Genomic DNA, 23637 nt, shown 5'->3' on the forward strand with positions numbered 1-23637 from the left:
GCGAATACCTCTGACTGCTTCGCCCGCTCTTATCTGGATGCGCGGCAAAAATTTCTTGGCGCTGCCAGCACTGCCGGTGCGCAACTGGAAGCGATCCGCTTGCCCGGATATCAGGGCCGCGATGGCGAAGCGCTGTATCTCGATGTGGCGCTGCTCGGCAATGCCGACGCCGCGCGCCTGCTGCTGGTGACGTCGGCCACGCACGGTGCCGAAGGTTATTGCGGTTCCGGCGGTCAGGTCAGTCTGCTGGCCGACGACAGTATCCGCGCGCGGCTGGCGCAAGCCGATACGGCGATGCTGCTGGTGCATGCGGTCAACCCTTACGGCTTTTCGCATTGTCATCGGACCAACGAAGACAACATTGATCTCAATCGCAATTGCATTGATTTCAGCGCCGCCAGAAAGGCCAATCCCGGTTATGCCGGGTTGCATCCGCTGTTGTTGCCGGCGAGCTGGCCGCCGACGCCGGCCAACGTGGCGCAGTTGCAGGATTGGATTGCCGCCCATGGCGAGTTGACCTATCAGGCCACGGTGGTCGGCGGCCAATATGATTTTCCGGATGGCCTGTTCTATGGCGGCACGCAAGCCAGTTGGAGCAGCAATACCTTGCTCGATGTGATGACACGCTACAGTGCCGGGCGCGAACAACTGGCGTGGATCGATATCCACACCGGCCTCGGCGCGCGCGGCCATGGCGAAAAAATCTATGCCGGCCGGCAAGATGCGGCAGAGCTGGCGCGTGCCAAGGCATGGTGGGGCGCGGATGTATTCGCGCCGTTCGACCCCGGCTCCGGTTCCAGCTCGACCGAGATCGCCGGGCCGGTCTCGGGTCTGGCGTATCGTTTGCCGCGCTGGCAAGCCGGGCAACTGGCCGTGACGTCGATGGCGCTGGAGTTCGGCACCGTACCGTTACCGGAGATGTTGCACGCCTTGCGCGGCGATAACTGGTTACGCCAATTTCCGGCCGCGGCCAGTGCGGCCGATGCCCACACCATCCGGGAAGCCATGCTGGCGGCATTTTATTGCGATCAGGAGGACTGGAAGGGCATGATCGTCGGCCAGCTCAAGACTTCGGTGGTGCAGGCGCTGGCCGGTTTGAAGGCCACGCCGGCGTCGCGCTGACGCGGCGCATTTCACGTCACTTATTTTATTTTTATCAAGACAAGGAAACACCATGCTGGAAAATCTGCAGCCCGCCGCCGGCGATGCGCTGATTGCGCTGATGGGCCAATTTCGTGCCGATGCGCGCAATGACAAGATCGATGTCGGCGTCGGCATCTATCGCGATGAGCACGGCCGCACGCCTGTCATGCAAGCCGTCAGGCAAGCCGAGCAACGCTTGTTCGATGAACAGCAAACCAAGGCTTACGTGGGGCTGGCCGGCGATCTGCGATTCAATGCGGCGACGGCCGATCTGGTATTCGGCGATGCCGTGGCACGCCAACAGGATCGGGTACGGGCGGTGCAAACCACTGGTGGTTGCGGTGCCTTGCGCGCGCTGCTGGATCTGGTCGCGGTCAGTCGCCCGGACGCCACCGTCTGGCTGAGTGACCCGACCTGGCTCAATCACTATCCGCTGGTCAATGCCGCGCGCCTGAAGGTAGCGGTCTATCCGTATTTTGACGCTGTTACGCAAACGGTGAATATCGATGCCATGCTGGCTTGCCTGTCCCAACTGGGACCAGCCGACGTGGTGTTACTGCACGGTGCTTGCCATAATCCGAGCGGGACCGATCTCAGCGATGAGCAATGGTTGCAGGTGGCAGAGCTGGCAGCGCAACGCGGTTTCCTGCCGTTCGTCGATCTGGCCTATCAGGGGTTGGGGCGCGGTCTGGATGCCGATGCATTCAGCGTGCGCAGTCTGGCGGCGCGAGTGCCGGAATTGCTGGTAGCAGTGTCGTGTTCAAAGAACTTCGGTTTGTATCGGGAGCGCGTCGGGTGCGCCATGATCGTGCATCAGCAGGCGGCGACGGCACAACTGGCGATGGAACATTTGCTGGTGGTCTTGCGCGGCAATTATTCGATGCCCCCCGATCACGGTGCGGCGGTGGTCGCCACGATACTGAGCGATCCGGCCTTGCGTCAGTCATGGGAGCAGGAATTGCACGGCATGCGCGCGCGCATCACGGATTTGCGGCAGGCAGTAACGGCAGGGTTTCAGCAACAGTTGGGGCACGACAAGTTTGCACACATTGGCCGTCAGCTCGGCATGTTTTCCTTGCTTGGATTGAGCAATGCCCAAGTGCAGGTACTGCGTGAACAACATGCGGTCTATATGCCGGGCGACAGCCGCACCAATATCGCCGGTTTGCAGCACAGCCAGATTGCGCGTTTTGTGGAAGCCGTGGCGGCGGTTGCCAGATAAGCATCGGCGTGTGTCATGCGCCACCTTCAATGGCCGGCGCATGACACCGCATCTGCCTTAAAAGCCTTTGCGTCAGAAGCCGGTATTGCTGGCGCCCTTCAGCTTCAGCATTTCACGCGCATCGTCCGGGGTTGCCACTTCCAGCGACAAGGCTTCGATCACGGTACGAATGCGCTTGACCTGGTCGGCATTGCTCTTGGCCAGTTGACCCGGACCATCCCACAGTGAATCTTCCAGGCCCACGCGCACGTGACCGCCGATGGCCGCCGACATGGTGGCGATCGGAATCTGACCACGGCCGGCACCCAGCACCGACCAGTAATAGTCTTCGCCGAACAGACGGTCGGCAGTGCGCTTCATGTGCATCACATCTTCCACGTCATTGCCGATACCGCCGCGCAGACCGAATACCGATTGAATCAGAAATGGTGGTTTGATCAGGCCGCGGTCGATGAAATGCGCCGCGGTGTACAGATGGCCGATGTCATAGCATTCGATTTCGAAACGCGTCTGATTGGCGCTGCACGATTCGAGGATGTAAGCGATGTCCTTGAACGTGTTGCGGAAAATACGGTCGTCGGATTCGGCCAGGTAGGGCTTTTCCCAGTCGTACTTGAAGTCCTTGAAACGGTTCAGCATTTCATACAGGCCGAAGTTCATCGAACCCATGTTGAGCGAAGCCACTTCCGGCTTCAGTTGCAGTGCCGGTTGCAGACGTTCTTCCACGCCCATGGTCGGCGCGCCGCCGGTAGTCAGGTTGATGACGACATTGGACGCGGCCTTGATCGCCGGCAGGAATTTGCGGAACTCGGCCGGGTCTTGCGTCGGTTTGCCGTTGACCGGATCGCGTGCGTGCAAGTGCACAATCGAAGCGCCGGCTGCGGCTGCGCCAAGGGCTGCATCGCGGATTTCATCGGGCGTGACCGGCAGGTACGGCGACATCGATGGGGTGTGGATGGCGCCGGTGACGGCGCAGGTAATGATGACTTTTTTGGGCTTGCTCATGCGGTTCTCCTGGTGATGATCTGGGTATGAATCGATAGTCGATATTTGTTATTCGTGAAACGTGAATGCTAGACCGGTTGCTTGCGCTTGTGGCCGACCAGCGCCATCAAGCGGTTATCGCGCCAGCGTGCGCGCGCTTCCAATTGACCGGCGCTTAGTACTTCCCGCCGCTCATTTTCAATCTTTTGCAAAGTTTCTGCTTGCCACGCGTTCGGCAACTGCGTTTTCGCGACATCGCGATAGGTGTGGCCATAACGTTTGGCATAATCGAGCACGCCATCCGGCGCGTTCAGATCAATGGTTTCGAACGGGCCCATGAACGACCAGCGCAAGCCGAGACCATCCTTGAGCACGGTATCCAGATCTGCCACCGAGGCATAGCCGTTTTCATACAGATTCAAGGCTTCGTTCAACACCGCGCCCTGAATCCGGTTCAGCAGGAAGCCGGTGATTTCTTTTTTCAGCAACACCGGCGACTGGCCGGCGCGGGCATAGATATCGCGTGCGCGCTCCACCACTTCAGGCGCAGTCCACGGCGCCGGCGCCAGTTCCACCAGCGGCACCAGATACGGCGGGTTGACCGGATGCGCCACCAGCATGCGATGGCGGCCGGGCAATTCAGCCGAGAAATCGGAAGTCGGAATCCACGAGGTGGAGCTGGTCAGGATGGTATCGGGGCCGGCCAGTTTATCCATCTCGGCAAAAATGGCGCGTTTGACTTCGACGGTTTCCTTGACGTTTTCCTGCACCAGCGCTGCGCCTTGCAAGGCTTCGGCCAGACTGCCGGCAGTGCTGATGCGCGCCAGCACCACCTCCGGCGTTTCGCTGATCAAACCTTGCTGCGCCAGATCGCTGATGTTTTCATGCAGCAGCTTGCGGCAATTGGCCAGCGCTTCCGGCAGCGCGTCGTAAATCGCTACGCTGCAACCGGCGCGGGCAAACACGATGGCCCAGGCGCGGCCAATCAGGCCGGCGCCGACCACTGCAATTTTTTCATTCATGGCTGGCATCTGTGCCTCCTATCCCAAGTGTTCGACATTACCGCAGACCGACAGGCTTTGGCCGCTGATGGCAGCGCCGGCCGGCGAGCAGATGAAAATGATCTGGTTGGCGATATCCTGCGCCGTCACCATTTGTCGCATCGATACCTTGGACAACAGGCGTTCGCGCATTGCTTCATGTTCGATGCCATACGATGCCGCCTTGGCGGCGATCACGCGTTCTTGCCGTTCACCGGCGACGATGCCGGGCAGGATGGCATTGACGCGAATCTTGTCCGGGCCGAGTTCCATGGCCCAGCTTTCGGTCAGGCCGATGACGCCGAATTTGGAAGCCGAGTAGGGCGTGCGCAGCGGGAAACCGAGCCGGCCGGCCGCCGATGAAATGTTGACGATGGCACCACCGCCGGCACTCTTGAGCAGCGGCACTGCACGGCGGGTGCACAGGAACGGGCCGGTCAGGTTGACGGCAATGGTCTGGTCCCACGCCGCGAGGTCGGTGTCTTCCACCTTGGCGGTCGGGCCGGCAATGCCGGCATTGTTGACCAGCACGTCAAGGCCGCCCCATTGTTGCTTGAGATCGGCAAACATGGCGTCCACTTCTTGCTCATTGGCGACATCGGTACGGCTGATGCTGACGCGGTCGGCAGGGAATTGCTTGCGGGCGCTGGCCAGAAAATCATCGCTGACGTCGCAGATATGCACCAGCGCGCCAGCTTCGACGAACGCAGTGGTGATTGCCAGGCCGATGCCTTGTGCGCCGGCAGTGACCACGACGCGTTTGTTTTTCAAACCGATATCCATGTTTCTGTGTCCTTATAAAAGTTCTGTAGAGAAGAAGGGCTGGTTACAGCCAGAGAATCTGTTTGCGATAGGTCAGGTCGGTCAGCAGCGGCTGTGCCGGTCCGGTATGGAATACCGCACCGCGTTCCAGCGCGAACACGCGGTCGGCCAGTGCCAGCACCAGATCCAGATTGTGTTCAACGATGATGATCGAGACTTCCTTGCGTAATTGATCGAAGACCGTGAACAGTTCTTGCACCACCGCTGGTGCCAGACCTTCGAACGGTTCATCCAGCAACAGCAGTTTGACGTTGCCGGACAGCGCGCGCGCCACTGCCACCATTTGCTGTTCGCCGCCGGACAGGAAATCGGCAGGCGTGTGCAGGCGTTCTTTCAGTCGCGGGAAGTAGTGCAGGATTTTTTCCTCACTCCACACGGTGCCGTTGCTGCCGTCGGTCTTGCGTGCCAGTCGTCCCAGCGACAGGTTTTCTGCCACGCTCATGCCGGCAAACAAACCGCGTCCTTGCGGCACATAACCGATGCCGAGGCGGGCGATATCCGGCGCACCCATGCCGGCGATGTCGCGGCCGCCATAAATAATGGTGCCGGAAGCCGGTTTCAGCAAGCCGGTCAATGCCTTCAGCAAGGTTGATTTGCCGGCGCCGTTGCGACCGAGCAGGGCGACGATTTCACCTTCGCGCACTTCCAGCGTGGCGTCGTTGAGAATGTGGCTCTTGCCGTAAAACGCATTGACCTTTTCGAACGACAGCAATTGTGGCCGGTCTTGCGCATCACCGGCGACGCGTCCGGTGACCGGCGGTGTGCCGGTGCCGGTATAGATTTCCTGCACGCGTTGATCGGCACGTGCCTGATCGGGCGTGCCGGCCATCAGCACGCTGCCCTGATTCATGACCGTGACTTGCTGCGAGAAGCCGAGCACGCGGTCGATATCATGCTCCACAATCAACACCGGAATGTTGCTGGCAATGGTCGTCACCAGCCGCGATACGCGTTCGCGTTCAGCCGCTGCCAGGCCGGCCAGCGGTTCATCCATCAGCAAGACGTGCGGTTTGGAACCGAGGGCGATGCCCAGATCCACCAGACGCTGACCGCCGTAAGACAAGGCGCCGCCTTCGATGTGGTCGATCCCTTCGAGACCGAGGAATTTCATCAGCTCGGCCGTTTCGGCGTGCACTTGCGGATAGCTGTCGATGTCGCGCCACATGTTGAATCGTCCGGCATGACGCGCCTGCAATGACAGCCGCAAATTTTCATAGATCGACAAGCCCTTGAACAGATTGGTGATCTGGAACGAGCGCGCCAGACCTTGCTGGCAAATCTGCGCCGGCGACATGCCCTGGATTTCCTTGCCGTTCAGCTTGACGGTGCCGCGCTGCGGTTTGAACATGCCGGAAATCAGATTGAAGGTGGTGGTCTTGCCGGCGCCGTTGGGGCCGATCAGGGCATGGATTTCACCGGCATGCAAATTCAGTTCAGCTTTTTGTACGGCCTGAATGCCGCCGAAGCTGATCGCCACATCCTTGACTTCCAGTACCAGGCCATCTTGCGTTGTCGGGCGCAGGAAAGCCGGCAGCGGCAAGCCGTCATAAATCTTGCGACCGCTCATGGCGGCACCGACTTCTTGCGGCGGTTGCAGGCGACGCTTGATTTGTTGCCAGATGCCGACCAGCCCGGTAGGCGAGAACAGGATGAAGCCGACGAACGCCAGACCGAACCACAGCAACCAGTTTTCGGTCCAGATCGACAGGCATTCGCGGAACAGGATGTAGAACAGCGCACCCAGCGCCGGCCCCAGGAAACTGCGCATGCCGCCGATCACCACGATTGCCAGCAATTCACCGGAGAACGCCACGGAAGTCGGTTCGGCTGAAGCGAAGCGATGATGGAATGCCAGCAAGCCGCCGGCCAGACCGGTGACGCTGGCCGACAGGATGAACATCGCCAGCTTGTACAACACCGTGCTGTACCCCTGGAAGCGGGCCCGTTGTTCATTTTCACGAATGGCAACGATAGTGTGGCCGAACGGGGAACGGATCACGCGCAGCAACACGAACAGCACCACCATCGCAATCACGCTGACAAAGCCGAGATAGGCCAGATCGCTGTCCAGCTTGATTGCGCCGATATCGGGACGGACGATGCCGCCCAGCCCGGATTCACCGCCGGTGAAATCGGTCCAGCGGTACGCGATGGCAAAGGTCAGCGCCGACAAGGCCAGCGTCAGCAGTGAGAAGTAGACCCCGCGCCGGCGCAGGATCAGAAAGCCGACCAGCGCCGCAACGAAGGCGATGAACACTACCGTGAACAGCAATGGCAAGACAATCTGATCCGGGAACCAGTACTTTTGTGACAGCGCTGCCGCATAGGCGCCGACACCGAACCAGGCGCCGTGACCGAAGGACGTCAGGCCGGTATAACCGACCATCAGATTCAGACCCATGGCGGCAATCGCGTAGATCACGACATCGGTGGAAGAAGTCAGCGTCAGGCCCAGCCCCTGCAACAGGAACGGCACCACCACCAGCGCCAGGGCGCCGATCCACAACGGTTGATATGAGGAATTGAATTTATTTTTCAGCACGATACATCCTTATTCGAAGCGCTCGATGCGTTCGCCCAGCAAACCGCGCGGACGGAAGATCAATACCAGCAACATCAGCAGATACATTGATGCTTCACCTGCCGGCGCATAGAACTGCACGGTGATGCCGCGCACCACGCCAACCAGCAAGGCGGCCAGTACCACTCCCCAGAAACTGCCGAGACCACCGATCACCACCACCACGAATGCGGCGGTCATGATTTCCGCACCCATTGCCGGATGCACGCCGGAGATCGGTGCGAACAACACGCCCGCCAAGCCGGCGAGGCCGACGCCGAGTACCACGATGGCGGTCATGTAGGGTTGCAGGCGAATCCCGAGCACTGCCACCATGTCCGGCTTTTGCACCCCGGCACGTACCACGCGGCCAAAGGCGGTCTTGTTGAGCAACAGCCAGATCGCGATCAGCGCCACGATCACGGTCGCCAGCATCAGCAAGCGATATTTGGAATACAGGAAATCACCGACCGCGATCTGTCCTTTGAAGGCAGTCGGGATCGATGCCGGCAGCGGCGACGCACCCCAGATGATGCGGATCACTTGTTCCGCCACCATCGCCAGGCCGAAGGTCAGCAACAGACCCAGAATCGGATCGGCCGAGTAGAAACGGCGCAGCAGAAAGCGTTCAAAGAAAATGCCGAGGATGCCGACCAGCAGCGGCGTGATGATCAGGGCGCCGGAGAAGCCGAGATGCTTGGTGATTTCGACGGCGATGTAGGCGCCGATGGCATAAAACGCACCATGCGCCAGATTGACGATGCCGCCGAGGCTGAAGATGAGTGACAGGCCGAGCGCGATCAGCAGGTAATAACCGCCGACCAGCAAGCCGTTCAGGATTTGTTCCAACAGGAAAACTATTTGCATTACTGCTCCAGAAGGGGCGGGAAGAAAACATGCCGGTGTCGTGGCTGCAACGCTGGCGGTGGCAGCCCCGGTTCAGGAACGCATCCTGAACCGGGAGCAGGGCTAAAGCTGAATGCTCAAGCCGGGCGCTACGGCACAGTAATGGTCAGGTGCTGGCGAAGGTGCAGGCGTTTTCTTCTTTGGTCGGCGCCAGCACTTCGAGCGACTCGTTGGGTCCGGGTACGGCCGGGCCGAGCAGCATGAAGTCCCACTTGTCCTTGATCTGGGCTTTGGGTTTCGGGGTAACGGTGTACATCTCTTGCAGCAATTGGTGATCCCAGGCGCGGTAAGTCCCTTTGCGGGCCTTGAGGATATCGAGCTGGGCACCCTTTTCGAAGTACTCGATCAGCTTGGCGGTATCGAGCGTCTTGGTTTCGGTGACGGCCTGCACGATTGAGCGGAATGCCACATATTCGCCCCATGCCTGATTTTCAGGCGGCTTGCCATACTTCTTGATGAAGTTGGCGACGAAGGCTTTCGACGACGGCGCATTGACGTCGTGGTGCCAGGTAGTCGGCCAGGTGCCGGCGAAGTTGTCGGCACCGGCACCCCATGCCACGGCGGTATCGAAACCGAAACCGGCAATCGGGTAGGGCAGACCGAACTCGGAATATTGCTTGATGAAGTTGGTGATCTGGTTACCGGCCAGATTGGAAATCACCAGATCCGGTTTGGCCTGGCGAATCTTCAGCAGGTACGGGCTGAAATCGGTGGCGTCGGTCGGCACCAGTTCATCGTTGGCGATGGTGCCGCCACCCGCGGTGACAAAGGATTTTGCCGCGCGCAGCAAGTCATGGCCGAACGCATAGTCAGCGCTCAAGGCGTACAGCTTCTTGCCCTTGATCAGTTTGTCATGCACCAGCGAACGGCCGCAGGCTTTGACGTAAGTCGAGTTGGCAGCTTCGATATGGAACATGAACTTGTTACAGCTCTTGCCGCGCAATTCATCGGAATTGCAGCCGGTATTCATGAACAGTTTGCGATTGCGGGCGGCGACCTGCGCGATACCGAGCGCCGAGGCGGAGGAAATTTCACCGATCAGGACGGCGGCACCGTCGCGTTCCAGCAAGCGTTGCGCCTTGGACGACGCGGTCGGCGGGTTGACCGAATCTTCCGAAATCAATGTCAGTTGACGCCCGAGCAAGCCGCCGGCCTTGTTCACTTCTTCCACAGCCATGGTGATGCTCATCACGGCATATTCGCCGAGCGGACCGAGAAAGCCGGTGCGCGGTGTCAGGTGACCGATGATGATCTTGTCCGACTGGGCGCGCACGATGGCGGGGAAACCGAGGGCCGAAGCGCCGGCCAGACCTGCTCCTGCTTTCAGAATGGTGCGGCGTTTGGATGATAGAACCTTGTCTTGCTCCATGGTGCAATTCCTCCTGATGTCCGGCGAACCGGATTGTCTCTGTCGTGAATGCCGCCTCGGGCCAGCAGGCGACCTGGGTGGCGAAAGGCTAGCTGGGTGCTGGCTCGGTCCGCCGGTCCGTTCTGCGAAGCAACACTTCGCGTTCGGTTTCTCATGCTTATTTTTGGTTCATGTCATTTATTTGACATGTGATCAAATGTATCCGATAGAATTGGAGCGTGTCAACCCACAACGCAATCGGATGAAAAGATCAGCCAGTCGCCAGCCAGGCATGTGTGCCGGCGGCAAGAGCGATCGCCCGGCTGCTATAATCCGCCACACTTTGGGTGCCTCTTCATTATGGAAAACGTCTTGTTAGCCGATCTCTCGCAGATGCGAAAAATCACGCACGCCACGCTGTCGCAGCGGGTGTATGAAGATTTGCGCGAATTACTGCTGGCCGGTCAGGTACGGCCCGGACAAAAGCTGACGCTCAAGAGTTTGTCGGAAGCGCTCGGCACCAGTCCGATGCCGGTCCGCGAAGCCATCCGCCAGTTATCGGCGGAAGGAGCGCTGGAAATTCTGCCGAACCGGGCGGTGCGGGTGCCGCTGATGACCAAGGACAAATTCCGCGAATTGCTCAAGATCCGGCTGGCGCTGGAAGGGCTGGCAGTCGAACATGCCGCCACCAACATCTCGCCCGCAGGGTTGCAGGAAGTCGCCGGTCTGCACAACACGCTGTGCGTGGAAATGCACCGCAAGAAACCGGATGTCGATCTGATCATCCGTCTCAACAAGCAATTGCACTTCGCCGCTTATCGCGGTTCCGGCATGGCCACCCTGATTGCGCTGATTGAAAGCCTGTGGTTGCAAGTCGGTCCGGTGATCAACCTCGATTTGCGGGCCGGCTCGCGCCGCTTGTCGGAAGCACCGGCGCTGGTGCACCATGCGGCCTTGCTCAAAGGGTTGCAAGAAGGTTCGGCGGAACAGGCGCGCGCCGGTTTGTCGGGCGACTTGCTCAGTGCGGCGCAAATGATCCTGGCCGGTGACGGTCTGCCGGATTGACTTTTTCTTTGCTGATCAATCTCGCCGGCAGCCCGCAACTTATCGTCAACCCAGCAAGATCGAGATCGGAATGATCACCAGGCCGACCAGCACCAGTGCCAGAATATAAAAACCGCTATAAATAAACCAGTCCAGTCTGTTCATGTTGTTCTCCCTTGATTGCATGAAGAGAGTATCGGCCACGAGACGCACCGACTTGCGGGCGGTTTCAGTAAAGAAACGTAAGTTTGTGTCAGGTGTTTTTTTGCAATATGCAGGGCGCCGCTGGCGGCCTTGGTACAATGCGCGTTTTATTCACTCAAGCGCGCGCCATGGATTTCATCCTGTTTCTGATTGATTTCGTCATTCACATCGACCGTCATCTGGCCGAGCTGGCAACAGCCTATGGTCCCTGGCTGTTCCTGATCCTGTTCCTGATCATTTTTTGCGAAACCGGCCTGGTGGTGACGCCAATCCTGCCGGGCGATTCATTGCTGTTCGTGACCGGTGCGATTGCCGCTACCGGTGCTTTCGATATCCATCTGATGGTGATCGCGCTGATCGTGGCGGCGATTCTCGGCGACAGCGTCAATTATCAGATCGGCAAGGCAGTCGGACTGAAAGTTTTCGACAATCCGAATTCGCGCATCTTCAAGCGCGAATACCTGGACAAGACCCATGCCTTCTATGAACGTCACGGCGGCAAGACCATCATCATCGCGCGCTTTGCGCCTATCGTGCGCACCTTCGCGCCATTCGTGGCCGGCGTCGGCGCCATGACCTATCCGAAGTTCTTTGCCTATAACGTGGTCGGCGGCGTGCTGTGGGTCGTGAGCTTTTCGTATGCCGGTTACTTCTTCGGCAACCTGCCCATCGTCAAACAAAACCTCAGCCTGCTGATCGTGGCGATTGTGGTGATTTCGATTTTGCCGGGCGTGATCGGCTTCATTCGCCAGAAACGCGGCGGCGCCGGCAAGTAAGCCAGCTACTTCTGCTGCACACGTAAAAATGCCAGTCCGCAGACTGGCATTTTTCATGGCCGATACCAAACGCGGGATCAATCCAGTTCGGTACCGTAATTGATATCTTCGCGCAGCGGTGTCTTGCTGGAAGCGGCACGCACATACTGCGGCGGCCATGGCGCCTCGTGCCGCAAGGTGGCGGCGGCATGCAGCGGCCAGTAAGGATCGCGCAACAGTTCGCGCGCCAGCAACACCAGATCGGCTTGCCCGGTGCGCAATACATGCTCGGCCTGCACGGCATCGGTAATCATGCCAACGGCGCCGCTGGCGACATCGGCTTCCTGTTTGACGCGGGCAGCAAAAGCGGTCTGATAGCCGGGACCGGTCGGGATCACCGCAGTCGCCGCATTGCCGCCGCTGGAAACGTCGATCAGATCGACCCCGAGGTCGCGCAACAGACGCGACAGCGCCACGGTTTCATCAGGCGTCCAGCCACCATCTACCCAGTCGGTCGCCGACAGCCGCACCAACAATGGCAATTCCTGCGGCCATGCGGCCCGCACGGCAGTCACGGTTTCCAGCAGGAAGCGCACGCGGTTGTCGAACGAACCGCCGTATTCATCGGTACGCTGATTGCTCAGCGGCGACAGGAATTCCTGCAACAGATAACCGTGGGCAGCATGCAGTTCGATGACTTTGAAACCGGCCTTCAGCGCCCGCTTGGCAGCGTCAACAAACGCCTGCACATGATCGGCGATCTGCGCCACGGTCAGCGGCACCGGGGTGGCAAAGCTGGCATCAAAGGCAATCGCCGACGGGCCGACGGTAGGCCAGCCACCCTGATCCGCCGGCACGGTGCCGGCCTCTTTATCCCATGGACGATGCACGCTGGCCTTGCGACCGGCATGCGCCAGCTGGATGCCGGCCACCGCGCCTTGTTGTTCGATGAAGCGGGTGATGCGCTTGAGCGGCGCGATATGCGCATCTTTCCAGATGCCGACGTCAGCCGGCGTGATGCGGCCTGCGGCCAGCACTGCCGCCGCTTCCACAATCACCAGCCCGGCGCCGCCGACGGCGCGGCTGCCCAGATGTACCAGATGCCAGTCATTGACGAAGCCGTCCTGGGCCGAGTACTGGCACATCGGCGATACCGCGATCCGGTTGGGCAAGGTCAGACCGCGCAAGGTCAACGGCGAAAACAGTTTGCTGCTCATCAGATAACTCCCGCTTGTTCAGGAAAAACAGCAGTCTATTTTATTTTTCAGTTTCGCGTGCGAGCACGCCGGATTCCGGGCCGGCAGCCTCAGGCCGGTTCCGCGATGGTATTGAATTGCAGCGCTGCCAGGCTGGCATACAAGCCGTTGGCGGCAATCAGCGATGCGTGGGTACCGGTTTCAACGATGCTGCCATGCTCCAGCACGATGATGCGATCGGCGCGCTGTACGGTCGCCAGGCGATGGGCGATCACCAGCGTGGTACGACCGACCATTGCCACTTCCAGTGCGCTTTGCACCAGTCGCTCGGATTCGGCATCCAGCGCGCTGGTGGCTTCATCGAGTAACAGCAGCGGCGGATTCTTGAGCAGGGCGCGGGCAATCGCAATGCGCTGACGCTGACCGCCGGACAAACGTACGCCGCGTTCGCCGAGGAAAGAGTGATACCCCTGCGGCAAGCGTTCGATGAATTCATGCGCGGCAGCCATTTTGGCGGCGGCGATCACTTCCTCATCGCTGGCGTCGGCACGGCCGAAGCGGATATTCTCCATCGCGTTTTCAGAAAAGATCACCGTATCTTGCGGCACGATGCCGATGGCGTTGCGCAATGTGCCAAGCTCCAGAAAACGGATATCGACGCCATCCAGAAAGATGCTGCCTTGCTGCGGATCATAAAAACGCAGCAGCAACTGAAACAGGGTAGTCTTGCCGGCGCCGGACGGACCGACCACGGCAATCGTTTCGCCGGCACGGATATCCAGTGAAAACTGCTTGAGCGATTGTGTGTCGGGACGCGACGGGTAATGAAACTCGACATCCTGCAAACGCAGCGCCGCGCCGTTTTCCGTCCGCGGCGGCAATTTCTCCGGCAGCAACACCGATTGCACCGGCGACCGCGCCGCCAGCAAATCCAGCAGGCGCTCGGTAGCGCCGGCAGCACGCTGGGCATCGCCCAATACTTCCGACAAGGCACCGACCGAACCGGCCACCAGCGTCGCATAAAGAATGAACTGACCCAAGGCACCGCCGCTCATCGTGCCCTGCACCACGGCATGGGCACCGAGCCACAGCACAAATACAATCGCACCGAACACCAGCAGGATCGCCATCATGGTCAAGATCGAACGGGCCCGGATGCGCTGCATCGCGGTGGCAAACGCCCGTTCCACGGTAGAACCGAAACGCCGCGCCTCGATCTCTTCATGGGTAAATGCCTGCACGGTGGGCATGGCATTGAGGATTTCCCCGGCCAGTGCCGATGCATCCGCCACCCGGTCCTGCGACTCGCGCGACAACGTGCGCACGCGGCGGCCATAAAACACGATAGGCAACACCACCGCCGCCAGCATCACGATGATGATCGACGACAGCTTGACGCTGGTCACGAACAACATCACCAGACCGCCGGCGAACAACAGCGCATTGCGCAAGGCCATCGAAATGCTGGTGCCGACCAGCGTCTGAATCAGCGTGGTATCGGTGGTCAGTCGCGACAAGACTTCGCCGGTCTTGGTGGTTTCAAAAAACTGCGGACTTTGCGTCACCACATGGGCATATACCGCGCTGCGCAAATCGGCGGTCACACGCTCGCCGAGCCACGACACCATATAAAAGCGCGCCGCCGTCGCCACGCCAAGAATGCAGGCGACCCCGAACAAGGCCAGGAAATACAGATCGATATGCGTGATGTTCTTGCCGCCGGCATCGCCGGTAAAGCCGAGATCGATCATTTGCCGGAACGCATAAGGAATCGCCAGCGTCGCGCCGGCCGCCACAATCAGCGCCAGCCCGGCCAGCAAGAACTGGCGTTTATAAGGACGTAAAAACGGAAACAGACCGAGCAGGGTGCTGAGACTGCCCTTGACGGGTTCTTTATCGGTGCTTGATGGCATGTGTCGATTTATTCAATGGAAAGCAGTGGGCATGAGTGTGCCGCGATGGGAGTGAAATGTTTCTTTACTGGCAACATCGGCTGGCGGTGACATGCAAGCGCATTAGTATAGGCGTTGTGGGGATTGGTTACCTGATAAGTGGTGTGGGATTGGGGGATTGGTGAATGTAGCGCCGGGACATGGTGTGATATTTCTGAAATTTTGTTTCCCGATTTGCCGGTACACAGAGGAGCTGACTTTCACTATATTTTCGTTGCCTGAGTCAATTGGCAAATTTACGATAAGGAAAGTCATGATGAACATCAATAAAAAAACAGTCCGGCAATCGAAGTCAACAGCGAAACCTCAGAGTACAGTTCTTCCTGGCAAAACCGTGAAAGAACCAAATGGTAATCCGTCACAGAAACCCAAGACGCCGTGGACAATCGATGCGCAAAAGCGAATTCATTCTCATGAGGCTATTGCAGGTGGTGGCAAGGTTGGTAAACACTCTCTGACAGCGCATGTTATGGCACGTGTTGCCGAAAAGAAGACGAAGACATAATTCCTGACCGACATCCAATGTATGAAATTCGAAAAAGAACAGTCTCTATGGGGCTATCCGTCAGTTGAATCCCTAATATTCGGTTTCATCAAAGTGAGCCAGCTGGTTCCAAAGGAAAGCACGCTTTACAGCGATGTAAAACAGCTTTCCGATGGAAGGCGGCGTCTTTTTAACCTGTCTCATTTAGACGACTCATCCTCAATGAAGGCACATGGCTTATCTGGTGTCTTGACGCAACTGGAAAAAAAATTGGGGGAGGAATGGGCGTCGCCTGAAATCGCATTCGCAATAAGAGAGCGGCTGGGAAAGATAATGGCTGACTATGTCGGATTCTATGTTCTTGAAATCTCTGCTGCCGTTCTCAAAAAAGATCAGGTTGTTTCAAACCTCCGATGCTTCTACTTTGCGCAGCGTATTGCGGTGACGTTAGCATGGTTAGAGCAGCGATGGGGCATTGGATTCTTGGGCAAATTCGCAAGCGAACCCGCGAAATCCAATCTTGTAGGGAGATGTCTTCGCTGGATTCGAAGATTGGAAGGGTTGGACGTACAGAGAGCGGCAATGAAAGTTGGTATAACCGAATTCGATGAATTCGGTAAACAAATGTATCGATGGGAAAGTGGAAGGCATGCGCCGCGCAGAGATTCCTATCCGCAAATTCGCCAGGCGTATGGATTGGATCAGAATCCGATTTATGGACTTTGGTTTTGGATTGCCATTGTTCTTGATAATTGCGATAGCGCGTTTAAGAAGGAAATCGCCGCGGGTGTAGGTAAGGGGTTCGATAAAGACGCGGCGCGGGAGACTTTCATTTCCATGAGCAATCAAGCCATCTTGGACCGGGAGGTTCCACAGTGCTATCTCATCTTGAATAGACTTTTGTGTACACAAGCCTCAAGGGAAGACGGTGACTACGAGCTGGCACTGAAATGTTTGCAAGAATTTGAAGAGCACGTGGACGCTCATGACGGGTGCGGGAAATATCACCTCTATTCGTTCCAGGCCAGAATGGCAGTATTCACGGGGCGGCCTAAGATAGCGCGAGACCTGTTCATGAAAGCCATCGAGTTGGCACGTTATTCAGAACATACAGCGGCAGAGAAATTCTTGCGTGCATTTGCAGCATTGTGTGCTTACGAAAAATTTGTTGTTCCGCTTAAAGATGTGACGGACAAACAGTGGTTATTCGGTATGCATCCGGTTCAGAAAAGAAAACCTGACATGTGGACAGATGAAACTGAGGAAATGGTCACCTCCGGTAAACGAGCTTTTGATTACTTCAGGTACTTTCCGCCGCAATCTTTTTTTGGAAAGCAGCGAGTCGTCGTCTTGACGCAAAAACTATAGTGCCCTCGCATGACAAGTTATGCCAACTGCATTGTAGTTTGTATCGTTCGAAAATTATTCTTTCAGAAGCCAGGCTCATTGAACCGGACTTAATCTCTGCCCGAAGATGCCAGGTGTCTGGTGTCTGGTGATGGCAGGATTAATATCTGATGCCACCATGTTCTCTGCTCTGATAGGTGCAGCAGAAGGTTGGGGTGTTGCAACCTTAGTTTTTCGTCTGCAATTCCCGCTCAACCCGATTCCGCCCGCCATGCTTGGCCTTGTACAACGCCGCATCAGCACGCGCATAGGCATCTTCAAAATCGCTGTGCATGGCGCTCCAGGAAACGCCGAAGCTGGCGGTGACCGGACGCGAGGGCAGGCAGGTGAACAGTTCTTCGGCGATGGCGGCTCTGACTTTTTCTGCCAGTGTCACGGCATCGGCGAGTGATACTTCGCGCAGCAGTATGGTGAATTCCTCGCCGCCGACGCGGCCGATTTCTCCCTTGCCGTTGAGCGATTTGCGCAAGCGATTGACCAGCTCGCGGATGACGGCGTCACCGGTCGGATGGCCGAACTCATCGTTGATGCGTTTGAAGAAGTCGATGTCGAGCACGATCAGTGACAGTGCCGAATCCTTCAGGAAATGATGCGCGCGTTCGAATACTGCGCCGCGATTGAGCGCGCCGGTGAGGTTGTCATGCCTGGCTTTATGGTCGAGTTCGTCACTGAGTTGTTGCAGTCGCGCGTTGAGCAGATTCAGTTCACGCTCGGTGCGGTCACTGCGCGCGATCAGGCGCCGGCTTTCGCGCATCAGGCGGCCATAGCTCTGCACCAGGTCGGCCAGCGCCAGGCGATATTGCGCGGGTTCGGCGGCTGCGCTGGATAAAACTTCGGTGCTGCGCGCCAGAATGGCGGTTTCGTCCTCAAACAGATCGACTTCGGTCATTGGTTTTTTACCGCTTGATCGTGGAACACGAGGTCAGGGAAGTCTTCTTGCAGCTCCTGACCGAACTCGAAAATGGTGTCGTCTTCTTCGTCGTGGTACCAGTTGAGAATGATCTCGCTGCCGGACCTGGCTTTTTCATTCAGGGCGCCGAACAGCGAAAACAGCATTTTGGTACTGGAACTGTTGAAATAGGAAAGCGCCACATTCACCGTGAGTGCAGCCGTGTCGCCATCGTGTGCCAGAAACTGGCGCAGGGAGCTGATGATGTCGCCCCAGAATTGCGCCGCGTTTTCCGGGTAGGATTCACCCTTGATGGATAGTTGCCGCTCGCTGAAGCGAAAATCCACTTCAGGAGAACTTGGGCTTGCCGCTATAAATAGATTATCCATATGCTCATTCTTGATATTCAGACAGACCATGCGGTGCTGCCGTGACGCGTTGTCAGATAGTCGCTCGCAGATAAAACATTGATGTGCCATCGGCGTTCGGGGGCGAGAATTCGAACTCCAGCGGTGCGCTTGCATCACGTGCCATGGTCAGGAATCCGAGGCCGGCGCCCTTGCTGTCGGCCGGCGTTTCGGCCCGCAGCGTCTCTTTGTATTCCAGCTTGATCTGTTCAATCGTCAGCGAGCGCAAATGCTCCAGCTTCTCGCGCAGCTTTTCGGCGACATCGGCATTCACCGGGTTGGCGCAGTAAAGATAATAGCGCTCGCCGGTGAGCGAAATGAATACCGCGCCATGCCGCATCGATGGCGCGGTGTGGCCTTCGCCGGCGTAGGAGTCGGCCGAGTAGTGCACGATGTTTTGCGCCATCTCGATAAACGAAGAAAACAGTTTGCGGCGCGTCTGCGCCACTGCGCCGACGTGTTCGACCCGCAACTTGACGGCGTCTGCCATCGCCGCAATGATGGTTTGCGAGAAATAACCGACATAATAAAAAATGACATCACGCCGCTCGACATAGCTGTGAAAATCATCCCATTGCCGCTGAATGCCATTCATATTCTGATTCATGCTCATTGGTCGCTGCTGTTGCTGGTTGATTGCTGTTGATCGTTGTTAATCAGTGTTAAGCGCTGCCTGCAGGCGGAAGCCGAAAAAAGTCAGGTCGTCGCGCCGTCGCTGCTGACCCTGATAGCGCTTTTGTTCTTCCATGATCTTTTTCCCCAGTGCCGGCATCGGCATATGCCGGTGTGCCAGCAGTGCCTGGCGCAGGCGCTGATTGCCGAAGGCAATGTTCTTCGGGCCGCCGATCTGGTCGATGATGCCGTCGGTGGCGATCAGCACGATGGCGTCCTCGGTCAATTGCACGCAGCGATTGGTCCATTGCATGTGGTCCGGGGTGTCGACGTAGCCGACGCCGGTGCGTTCGCCATTGAATGTCTGTACTTCGGCGCTGTCGGGCAGCAAGGTCAGCAAGGCCATCTTGGCGCTGGCGCAGGTGAGCTGGCGGGAGGCGGTATCGAACCAGAAGAAGCAGGCGTCCATGCCGTCGTCTGATTCCGACAGTTGTTCTGCGGTGGCGTGTTGTCCAAGCACCTGCTTCATGCTGCGGTTGACTTCGCCCATGACCAGCGCCGGATCACGCGGGCCGTGCAGTTCCAGCGCTTGCTTGATCGAGGATGAGGCAATCAGCGTCAGGAAGGCGCCCGGGACGCCATGGCCGGTACAGTCAGCTACCGCTGCAAACCAGCCGTCGGCAAAACATTCGAGGTGGTAAAAGTCGCCGCCCACCACATCGCGCGGCTCCCATATCAGGCAGGCATCGCTGAGGGCTTGCGACATGGCCGTGCGCGAAGCGCTCAGCATGGCGCGCTGGATGACGCTGGCGTAGTCGATGCTTTGCATGACCTGGCGGTTTTTCTCGGCTTGCAGGGCTACCAGCATGCGCATCAGTTCGAGGCCCGACCCGAGGCCGGCAAACTTGCCCTGATTCACGATCAGGAAGCCATCGGCCAGGGTTTTGTCACCTGATTCGACTGCCAGTGCGCCGAGCGTTTCTATCGGCGTATCGGCTTCGACAATCAGCGGGTCTTTATCCATGAACGCGATGCAACTCTTTTTCTCGTACAACTCGCGATGGTAGGGCCTGGACATTTGCGACATGAAAATATTGCGGCTGATCAGCCCGATCGGCTGGTCGTTTTCCAGCACCGGCAGGCTGATCAGTTCGCGATGTCGACCGAACACTTCCAGCACCCTGGCATTGTTTTCGTCAAAGGTGATGACCGGGACGCTGACCGCCAGCGCGTGCGCCGTCGGCTGCTGCAGATGGCGGCCCATCACAGGGGTAAGACTGAAATCCGTGTGCGCTTGGTTCATGCCCCGGCTGAAAAGGTAATGTTTAACCCGCAATTCTAGTCAGCTTGTGTGACCGCGCTGTGACGCTCGCCGGCGATGGCCAGCGGTGCGTGCGAAAGCAGGGTGGTGCCGGTATGTTTCCCGACCGCCGGCTCCGGTAGGTCCGATACGACATTGTGGGCTGGCGGGAGTGTAGGGAAGTATTTTGACGCGCAGATGACGTGAATGCCGGTGGCAATGGCGGCGCTGAAAAAATGCAGAGGGTTGCACTGGACGAGGTATTGCGGGTGGCGAACGAGCGTGATCAATAACGCATCTGAAGCAAAATCTGTTTTGTAATCAATGACATAAGCCGGATGAGCACATGTTATCCACAAGCCTGCCCACAAAATCCGGGGATAAGTGGCTGCCGCAGGCGGCGCTTGCCCCCGCTTCATTTCGCGTGCAGAGGAAGAATTTTGTTTGCAATCAACGACATAGCCGGGATGCCAACATCTTATCCACAAGCCTGCCAACAAAATCCGGGGATAAGTCGGCATCGGGCAAGATGCCGGCACCGGTTTTCATGTCATGTGCAAGAAGATAATCCTGTTGTTAATCAAGGACATAAGTCAGATGCAAACACCTTATCCACAAGGCTGCCAACAAAATCCGTGGATAAGTTCATTGCTGCAAGGTATCCGCAGGCGGCATTTTTCCTTTTTGAGAGCAGTGCAACAATCTGCCGTGAAATCAAGGGGATAGGCCGGATGCCAACATCTTATCCACAAGTCTGCCAACAAAATCGGGGGATAAGTCGGTGTGGATAACGCTACGCCGCCGGTGTGCACTTTCCCGAACTGCGCACCGGGGTCGTTTGTGATGCGGGAGGTTGCGGTCAGCCGGTGTTTCCTGCTTTTGGTGCAGAGCAAGAATATGCTTTGCAATCAAGGGCATAGATCAGATGCCAACATCTTGTCCACAAGCCTGTGAACAAAAAACGGGGATAAGTCGGTGACCGCAGACAAGGGCTGCTGCCATGCATTTCACGTGCAACGCAATAATCTGCTTTGTAATCAACGATATAGTCTGGATGTGAACATCTTATCCACAAGCCTGCCAACAAAATCCGGGGATAAGTCGGCGCTGCCGGGATGAGATTGCGCGTCTGGTTTCACTTTGAGAGCAAGATCGCAATTGTCTTTGCGATCAATGACATAGGTCGGATGCCAACATCTTATCCACAAGCCTGTGAACAAAAAGCGGGGATAAGTTGGTGCGCTTGCGTGGAGCTCGGGAGAGGGGCGGTGGATAAGCGCCGCAGCGCCGCAATAAAAGAGGCAGGGCAACGGTCCGGGCAAGGACCGGCCCGCTTATCCGCGCGCGCATAAAAAAACCGCCGGCAGGGTATGCCGGCGGCGGTACGGATGGGACGCTGGTAAGCGAATCCGGATCAGGCAGCTTGCGCGGTTGGCGCGGCGGCTTGATTGACGCTTTGGTCAATCGCGATCTGGCGATTGATGGCGCTTAATACGGCTTTGAACGAGGCGGTGACGATGTTGGCATCGATGCCGACACCGAAGCCGGTCGGCGCTTCATTGAGGCGCAGTTCGATGTAGCTGGCGGCTTGTGCATTGGCGCCGGCGCCGATCGAGTGTTCGTGGAAGTCCATCAGCTTGATGTCGAGTTGCAGCGCATTGACGAAGGCATCAATCGGACCGTTGCCGGTGCCGCGCAGGGTCACTGGCTTGCCATCGCGGTTGATGTCGACTTCGATCTTGATCGATTGCTCGTGGGCGGTATCTTCACTCATGCGATGGGCACGATAGGCATACGGCGCCTGACGTTCCAGATACTCATGCTTGAAGATGGCGTGGATGTCGGCGGCGGCGATTTCCTTGCCGCTGGCATCGGCTTCACGCTGGATCGCGCGGCTGAATTCGATTTGCAGGCGACGCGGCAAGGACAGGCCATATTCCTGTTCCAGCAAGTACGCCATGCCGCCTTTGCCGGACTGGCTGTTGACGCGGATCACGGCATCGTAGCTGCGGCCCAGATCGGCCGGGTCGATTGGCAGGTAAGGCACTTCCCAGATGGCGTCGGCTTTCTGTACCGCGAGACCCTTCTTGATGGCGTCCTGATGCGAACCGGAGAAGGCAGTGAAGACCAGATCACCGACATACGGATGACGCGGATGGACCGGAATCTGGTTGCATTCTTCGACGCACTTGCGGATCGAATCGATATCGGAAAAGTCGAGGCCGGGATGCACGCCCTGGGTATACAGATTCAGGCCGAGCGTGACCAGATCGACGTTGCCGGTGCGTTCGCCGTTGCCGAACAGACAGCCTTCGACGCGCTCGGCGCCAGCCATCACCGCCAGTTCGGCGGAGGCGACGGCGGTGCCGCGGTCATTGTGCGGGTGTACCGAAATGATGGCGTGGCTGCGTTGCTTGAGGTTGCGGTGCATCCATTCGATCTGGTCGGCGTACACGTTGGGTGTGCTGCATTCGACGGTCGATGGCAAATTCAGAATCACCTTGCGGGTCGGCGATGCCCCCCAGGTTTCACAGACGGCGTCGCAGATGTCGCGCGAGAAATCGAGTTCGGTGGTGCTGAACGATTCCGGCGAGTATTCATAGCGCCATGCGGTTTCCGGACGGGCATCGGTCAGTTCCTTGACCAGGCGGGTGCCGCTGACGGCGATTTCCTTGATCTGATCGCGGCTCATGTTGAACACGATCTTGCGGAATGCCGGTGCCACCGAATTGTAAAGATGGACGATGGCTTGCTTGGCACCTTGCAGCGAGTCGATGGTACGGCGGATCAGTTCTTCGCGCGACTGCGTCAGTACGATGATGGTGACGTCGTCAGGAATGCGGTTTTCTTCGATCAGCTTGCGCACGAAGTCGAAATCGGTTTGCGAGGCGGAAGGGAAGCCGACTTCAATTTCCTTGAGACCGATTTGCAGCAGCATGTCGAAGAAGCGCAATTTGCGTTCCGGGCTCATCGGTTCGATCAGGGCCTGGTTGCCGTCGCGCAAGTCGGTGCTCATCCACATTGGTGGCTTGGAAATGAACTGATTGGGCCAGGTACGGTCGGACAAGTCGATTGTCGGGAAGGCGCGGTATTTTGTTGCCGGGTTGCTTAACATCATCGTAAACCTCTGCTCTGTAAAATTGTAAATTCAGTACTGTGTCTTTCAGTCAATCTTGTGGCGCGAAGGCTGCCTGACTGCCACTAACGCAAGGCCAGGCAACCGATCGGTAGTTTTAGCAGTGCAGCTTGCAACAGCGCCAATGCACGCGCGGCAGCGGTCACGGCGTGCAACACGCGGGACACGGCATCGGCGGAGATTGACTTGAAATGCATGAACGGCTTTTCAGAAAATGGATTCGGTT

Annotated in this window: 21 protein-coding genes; 6 read left to right on the plus strand and 15 right to left on the minus strand. The window is 57.9% G+C overall.

Annotation, left to right across the window (positions count from 1 at the left end; genetic code table 11):
* Positions 1-1122: M14 family metallopeptidase (locus tag AKL27_RS18635; protein WP_269749253.1), on the plus strand; the 1122-nt coding region annotated here is incomplete at its 5' end.
* A 52-nt stretch (positions 1123-1174) separates the two neighbouring features.
* Entirely contained in the window at positions 1175-2365 is a 1191-nt protein-coding gene (locus AKL27_RS18640) for an amino acid aminotransferase (protein ID WP_050464366.1), read from the plus strand.
* Between the two features lie 72 nt (positions 2366-2437).
* Here AKL27_RS18640 and AKL27_RS18645 read toward each other — a convergent pair whose 3' ends face one another.
* The 6 genes from AKL27_RS18645 to AKL27_RS18670 all read right to left on the minus strand — a co-directional run bounded on the left by AKL27_RS18645 (position 2438) and on the right by AKL27_RS18670 (position 10046).
* A complete protein-coding gene (locus AKL27_RS18645; RefSeq protein ID WP_050464367.1) occupies positions 2438-3370 on the minus strand; it encodes a BKACE family enzyme in 933 nt (310 codons plus the stop codon).
* A gap of 68 nt (positions 3371-3438) precedes the next feature.
* Positions 3439-4371, minus strand: coding sequence for a 3-hydroxyacyl-CoA dehydrogenase (locus AKL27_RS18650; RefSeq protein WP_050464422.1), 933 nt, complete (start codon positions 4369-4371; stop codon positions 3439-3441).
* An 18-nt stretch (positions 4372-4389) separates the two neighbouring features.
* On the minus strand, positions 4390-5172 hold the full coding sequence (locus AKL27_RS18655) for an SDR family oxidoreductase (protein WP_050464368.1): 783 nt from the start codon (positions 5170-5172) through the stop codon (positions 4390-4392).
* A 43-nt stretch (positions 5173-5215) separates the two neighbouring features.
* Positions 5216-7753, minus strand: a complete 2538-nt coding sequence (locus AKL27_RS18660; RefSeq protein WP_232311027.1) for a branched-chain amino acid ABC transporter ATP-binding protein/permease — start codon at positions 7751-7753, stop codon at positions 5216-5218.
* A 9-nt stretch (positions 7754-7762) separates the two neighbouring features.
* Positions 7763-8638: a branched-chain amino acid ABC transporter permease gene (locus AKL27_RS18665; RefSeq protein ID WP_050464369.1), complete on the minus strand. Its 876-nt coding sequence runs from the start codon at positions 8636-8638 to the stop codon at positions 7763-7765.
* Positions 8639-8783: 145 nt separating this feature from the next.
* Positions 8784-10046, minus strand: coding sequence for an ABC transporter substrate-binding protein (locus AKL27_RS18670; protein ID WP_050464370.1), 1263 nt, complete (start codon positions 10044-10046; stop codon positions 8784-8786).
* 339 nt (positions 10047-10385) lie between these two features.
* Here AKL27_RS18670 and AKL27_RS18675 point away from each other — a divergent pair, with 339 nt between their 5' ends.
* Together AKL27_RS18675 and AKL27_RS18680 are read left to right on the plus strand one after the other, a co-directional pair.
* The gene (locus AKL27_RS18675) at positions 10386-11090 is read left to right on the plus strand and encodes a GntR family transcriptional regulator (protein WP_050464371.1); all 705 of its coding nucleotides are present in this window, start codon (positions 10386-10388) and stop codon (positions 11088-11090) included.
* 311 nt (positions 11091-11401) lie between these two features.
* Complete coding sequence (locus tag AKL27_RS18680; protein ID WP_050464424.1) at positions 11402-12049, plus strand: DedA family protein; 648 nt, start codon at positions 11402-11404, stop codon at positions 12047-12049.
* A gap of 77 nt (positions 12050-12126) precedes the next feature.
* Here the strand turns inward: AKL27_RS18680 and AKL27_RS18685 are convergent, their stop codons facing one another.
* The gene (locus tag AKL27_RS18685; protein ID WP_050464372.1) at positions 12127-13245 is read right to left on the minus strand and encodes an NADH:flavin oxidoreductase/NADH oxidase; all 1119 of its coding nucleotides are present in this window, start codon (positions 13243-13245) and stop codon (positions 12127-12129) included.
* An 89-nt stretch (positions 13246-13334) separates the two neighbouring features.
* Complete coding sequence (locus AKL27_RS18690) at positions 13335-15137, minus strand: ABC transporter transmembrane domain-containing protein (RefSeq protein WP_083439152.1); 1803 nt, start codon at positions 15135-15137, stop codon at positions 13335-13337.
* Between the two features lie 292 nt (positions 15138-15429).
* Here AKL27_RS18690 and AKL27_RS27845 point away from each other — a divergent pair, with 292 nt between their 5' ends.
* Positions 15430-15681 (plus strand): hypothetical protein, encoded by a 252-nt coding sequence (locus AKL27_RS27845; RefSeq protein WP_157057003.1) that lies wholly within the window; start codon positions 15430-15432, stop codon positions 15679-15681.
* A 21-nt stretch (positions 15682-15702) separates the two neighbouring features.
* Positions 15703-17028: a helix-turn-helix domain-containing protein gene (locus AKL27_RS18695; protein ID WP_050464374.1), complete on the plus strand. Its 1326-nt coding sequence runs from the start codon at positions 15703-15705 to the stop codon at positions 17026-17028.
* A 205-nt stretch (positions 17029-17233) separates the two neighbouring features.
* On the opposite strand, the gene AKL27_RS18700 is transcribed toward AKL27_RS18695, so the two are convergent.
* From AKL27_RS18700 to AKL27_RS28655, 7 genes are all read right to left on the minus strand, one after another.
* Positions 17234-17956: a GGDEF domain-containing protein gene (locus AKL27_RS18700; protein ID WP_050464375.1), complete on the minus strand. Its 723-nt coding sequence runs from the start codon at positions 17954-17956 to the stop codon at positions 17234-17236.
* A complete protein-coding gene (locus tag AKL27_RS18705; RefSeq protein WP_050464425.1) occupies positions 17953-18345 on the minus strand; it encodes a DUF1987 domain-containing protein in 393 nt (130 codons plus the stop codon). The genes AKL27_RS18700 and AKL27_RS18705 overlap by 4 nt, the downstream gene beginning before the upstream one ends.
* 52 nt (positions 18346-18397) lie before the next feature.
* Positions 18398-18958, minus strand: coding sequence for a SiaB family protein kinase (locus AKL27_RS18710; protein ID WP_050464426.1), 561 nt, complete (start codon positions 18956-18958; stop codon positions 18398-18400).
* A 57-nt stretch (positions 18959-19015) separates the two neighbouring features.
* Positions 19016-20278, minus strand: coding sequence for a SpoIIE family protein phosphatase (locus tag AKL27_RS18715; protein ID WP_050464376.1), 1263 nt, complete (start codon positions 20276-20278; stop codon positions 19016-19018).
* 35 nt (positions 20279-20313) lie between these two features.
* Positions 20314-20796 (minus strand): hypothetical protein, encoded by a 483-nt coding sequence (locus AKL27_RS18720; protein ID WP_157057004.1) that lies wholly within the window; start codon positions 20794-20796, stop codon positions 20314-20316.
* 893 nt (positions 20797-21689) lie between these two features.
* Positions 21690-23393: a 2-isopropylmalate synthase gene (gene leuA / locus AKL27_RS18725; RefSeq protein WP_050464378.1), complete on the minus strand. Its 1704-nt coding sequence runs from the start codon at positions 23391-23393 to the stop codon at positions 21690-21692.
* A gap of 83 nt (positions 23394-23476) precedes the next feature.
* Entirely contained in the window at positions 23477-23608 is a 132-nt protein-coding gene (locus tag AKL27_RS28655) for a hypothetical protein (protein WP_269749254.1), read from the minus strand.
* Positions 23609-23637 lie beyond the last annotated feature (29 nt).

The sequence above is a fragment of the Herbaspirillum autotrophicum genome (assembly GCF_001189915.1).
Lineage (GTDB): Bacteria > Pseudomonadota > Gammaproteobacteria > Burkholderiales > Burkholderiaceae_D > Herbaspirillum > Herbaspirillum autotrophicum.

What these genes read in the sequence shown, in the direction of transcription:
- AKL27_RS18640 (WP_050464366.1), top strand. Translation starts at nt 1,175, where the DNA reads ATGCTGGAAAATCTGCAGCCCGCCGCCGGCGATGCGCTGATTGCGCTG.
- AKL27_RS18645 (WP_050464367.1), bottom strand. Translation starts at nt 3,370, where the DNA reads ATGAGCAAGCCCAAAAAAGTCATCATTACCTGCGCCGTCACCGGCGCC.
- AKL27_RS18650 (WP_050464422.1), bottom strand. Translation starts at nt 4,371, where the DNA reads ATGAATGAAAAAATTGCAGTGGTCGGCGCCGGCCTGATTGGCCGCGCC.
- AKL27_RS18655 (WP_050464368.1), bottom strand. Translation starts at nt 5,172, where the DNA reads ATGGATATCGGTTTGAAAAACAAACGCGTCGTGGTCACTGCCGGCGCA.
- AKL27_RS18665 (WP_050464369.1), bottom strand. Translation starts at nt 8,638, where the DNA reads ATGCAAATAGTTTTCCTGTTGGAACAAATCCTGAACGGCTTGCTGGTC.
- AKL27_RS18670 (WP_050464370.1), bottom strand. Translation starts at nt 10,046, where the DNA reads ATGGAGCAAGACAAGGTTCTATCATCCAAACGCCGCACCATTCTGAAA.
- AKL27_RS18675 (WP_050464371.1), top strand. Translation starts at nt 10,386, where the DNA reads ATGGAAAACGTCTTGTTAGCCGATCTCTCGCAGATGCGAAAAATCACG.
- AKL27_RS18680 (WP_050464424.1), top strand. Translation starts at nt 11,402, where the DNA reads ATGGATTTCATCCTGTTTCTGATTGATTTCGTCATTCACATCGACCGT.
- AKL27_RS18685 (WP_050464372.1), bottom strand. Translation starts at nt 13,245, where the DNA reads ATGAGCAGCAAACTGTTTTCGCCGTTGACCTTGCGCGGTCTGACCTTG.
- AKL27_RS18690 (WP_083439152.1), bottom strand. Translation starts at nt 15,137, where the DNA reads ATGCCATCAAGCACCGATAAAGAACCCGTCAAGGGCAGTCTCAGCACC.
- AKL27_RS27845 (WP_157057003.1), top strand. Translation starts at nt 15,430, where the DNA reads ATGATGAACATCAATAAAAAAACAGTCCGGCAATCGAAGTCAACAGCG.
- AKL27_RS18695 (WP_050464374.1), top strand. Translation starts at nt 15,703, where the DNA reads ATGAAATTCGAAAAAGAACAGTCTCTATGGGGCTATCCGTCAGTTGAA.
- AKL27_RS18700 (WP_050464375.1), bottom strand. Translation starts at nt 17,956, where the DNA reads ATGACCGAAGTCGATCTGTTTGAGGACGAAACCGCCATTCTGGCGCGC.
- AKL27_RS18705 (WP_050464425.1), bottom strand. Translation starts at nt 18,345, where the DNA reads ATGGATAATCTATTTATAGCGGCAAGCCCAAGTTCTCCTGAAGTGGAT.
- AKL27_RS18710 (WP_050464426.1), bottom strand. Translation starts at nt 18,958, where the DNA reads ATGAATGGCATTCAGCGGCAATGGGATGATTTTCACAGCTATGTCGAG.
- AKL27_RS18715 (WP_050464376.1), bottom strand. Translation starts at nt 20,278, where the DNA reads ATGAACCAAGCGCACACGGATTTCAGTCTTACCCCTGTGATGGGCCGC.
- AKL27_RS18720 (WP_157057004.1), bottom strand. Translation starts at nt 20,796, where the DNA reads ATGCCGACTTATCCCCGGATTTTGTTGGCAGGCTTGTGGATAAGATGT.
- leuA (WP_050464378.1), bottom strand. Translation starts at nt 23,393, where the DNA reads ATGATGTTAAGCAACCCGGCAACAAAATACCGCGCCTTCCCGACAATC.
- AKL27_RS28655 (WP_269749254.1), bottom strand. Translation starts at nt 23,608, where the DNA reads ATGCATTTCAAGTCAATCTCCGCCGATGCCGTGTCCCGCGTGTTGCAC.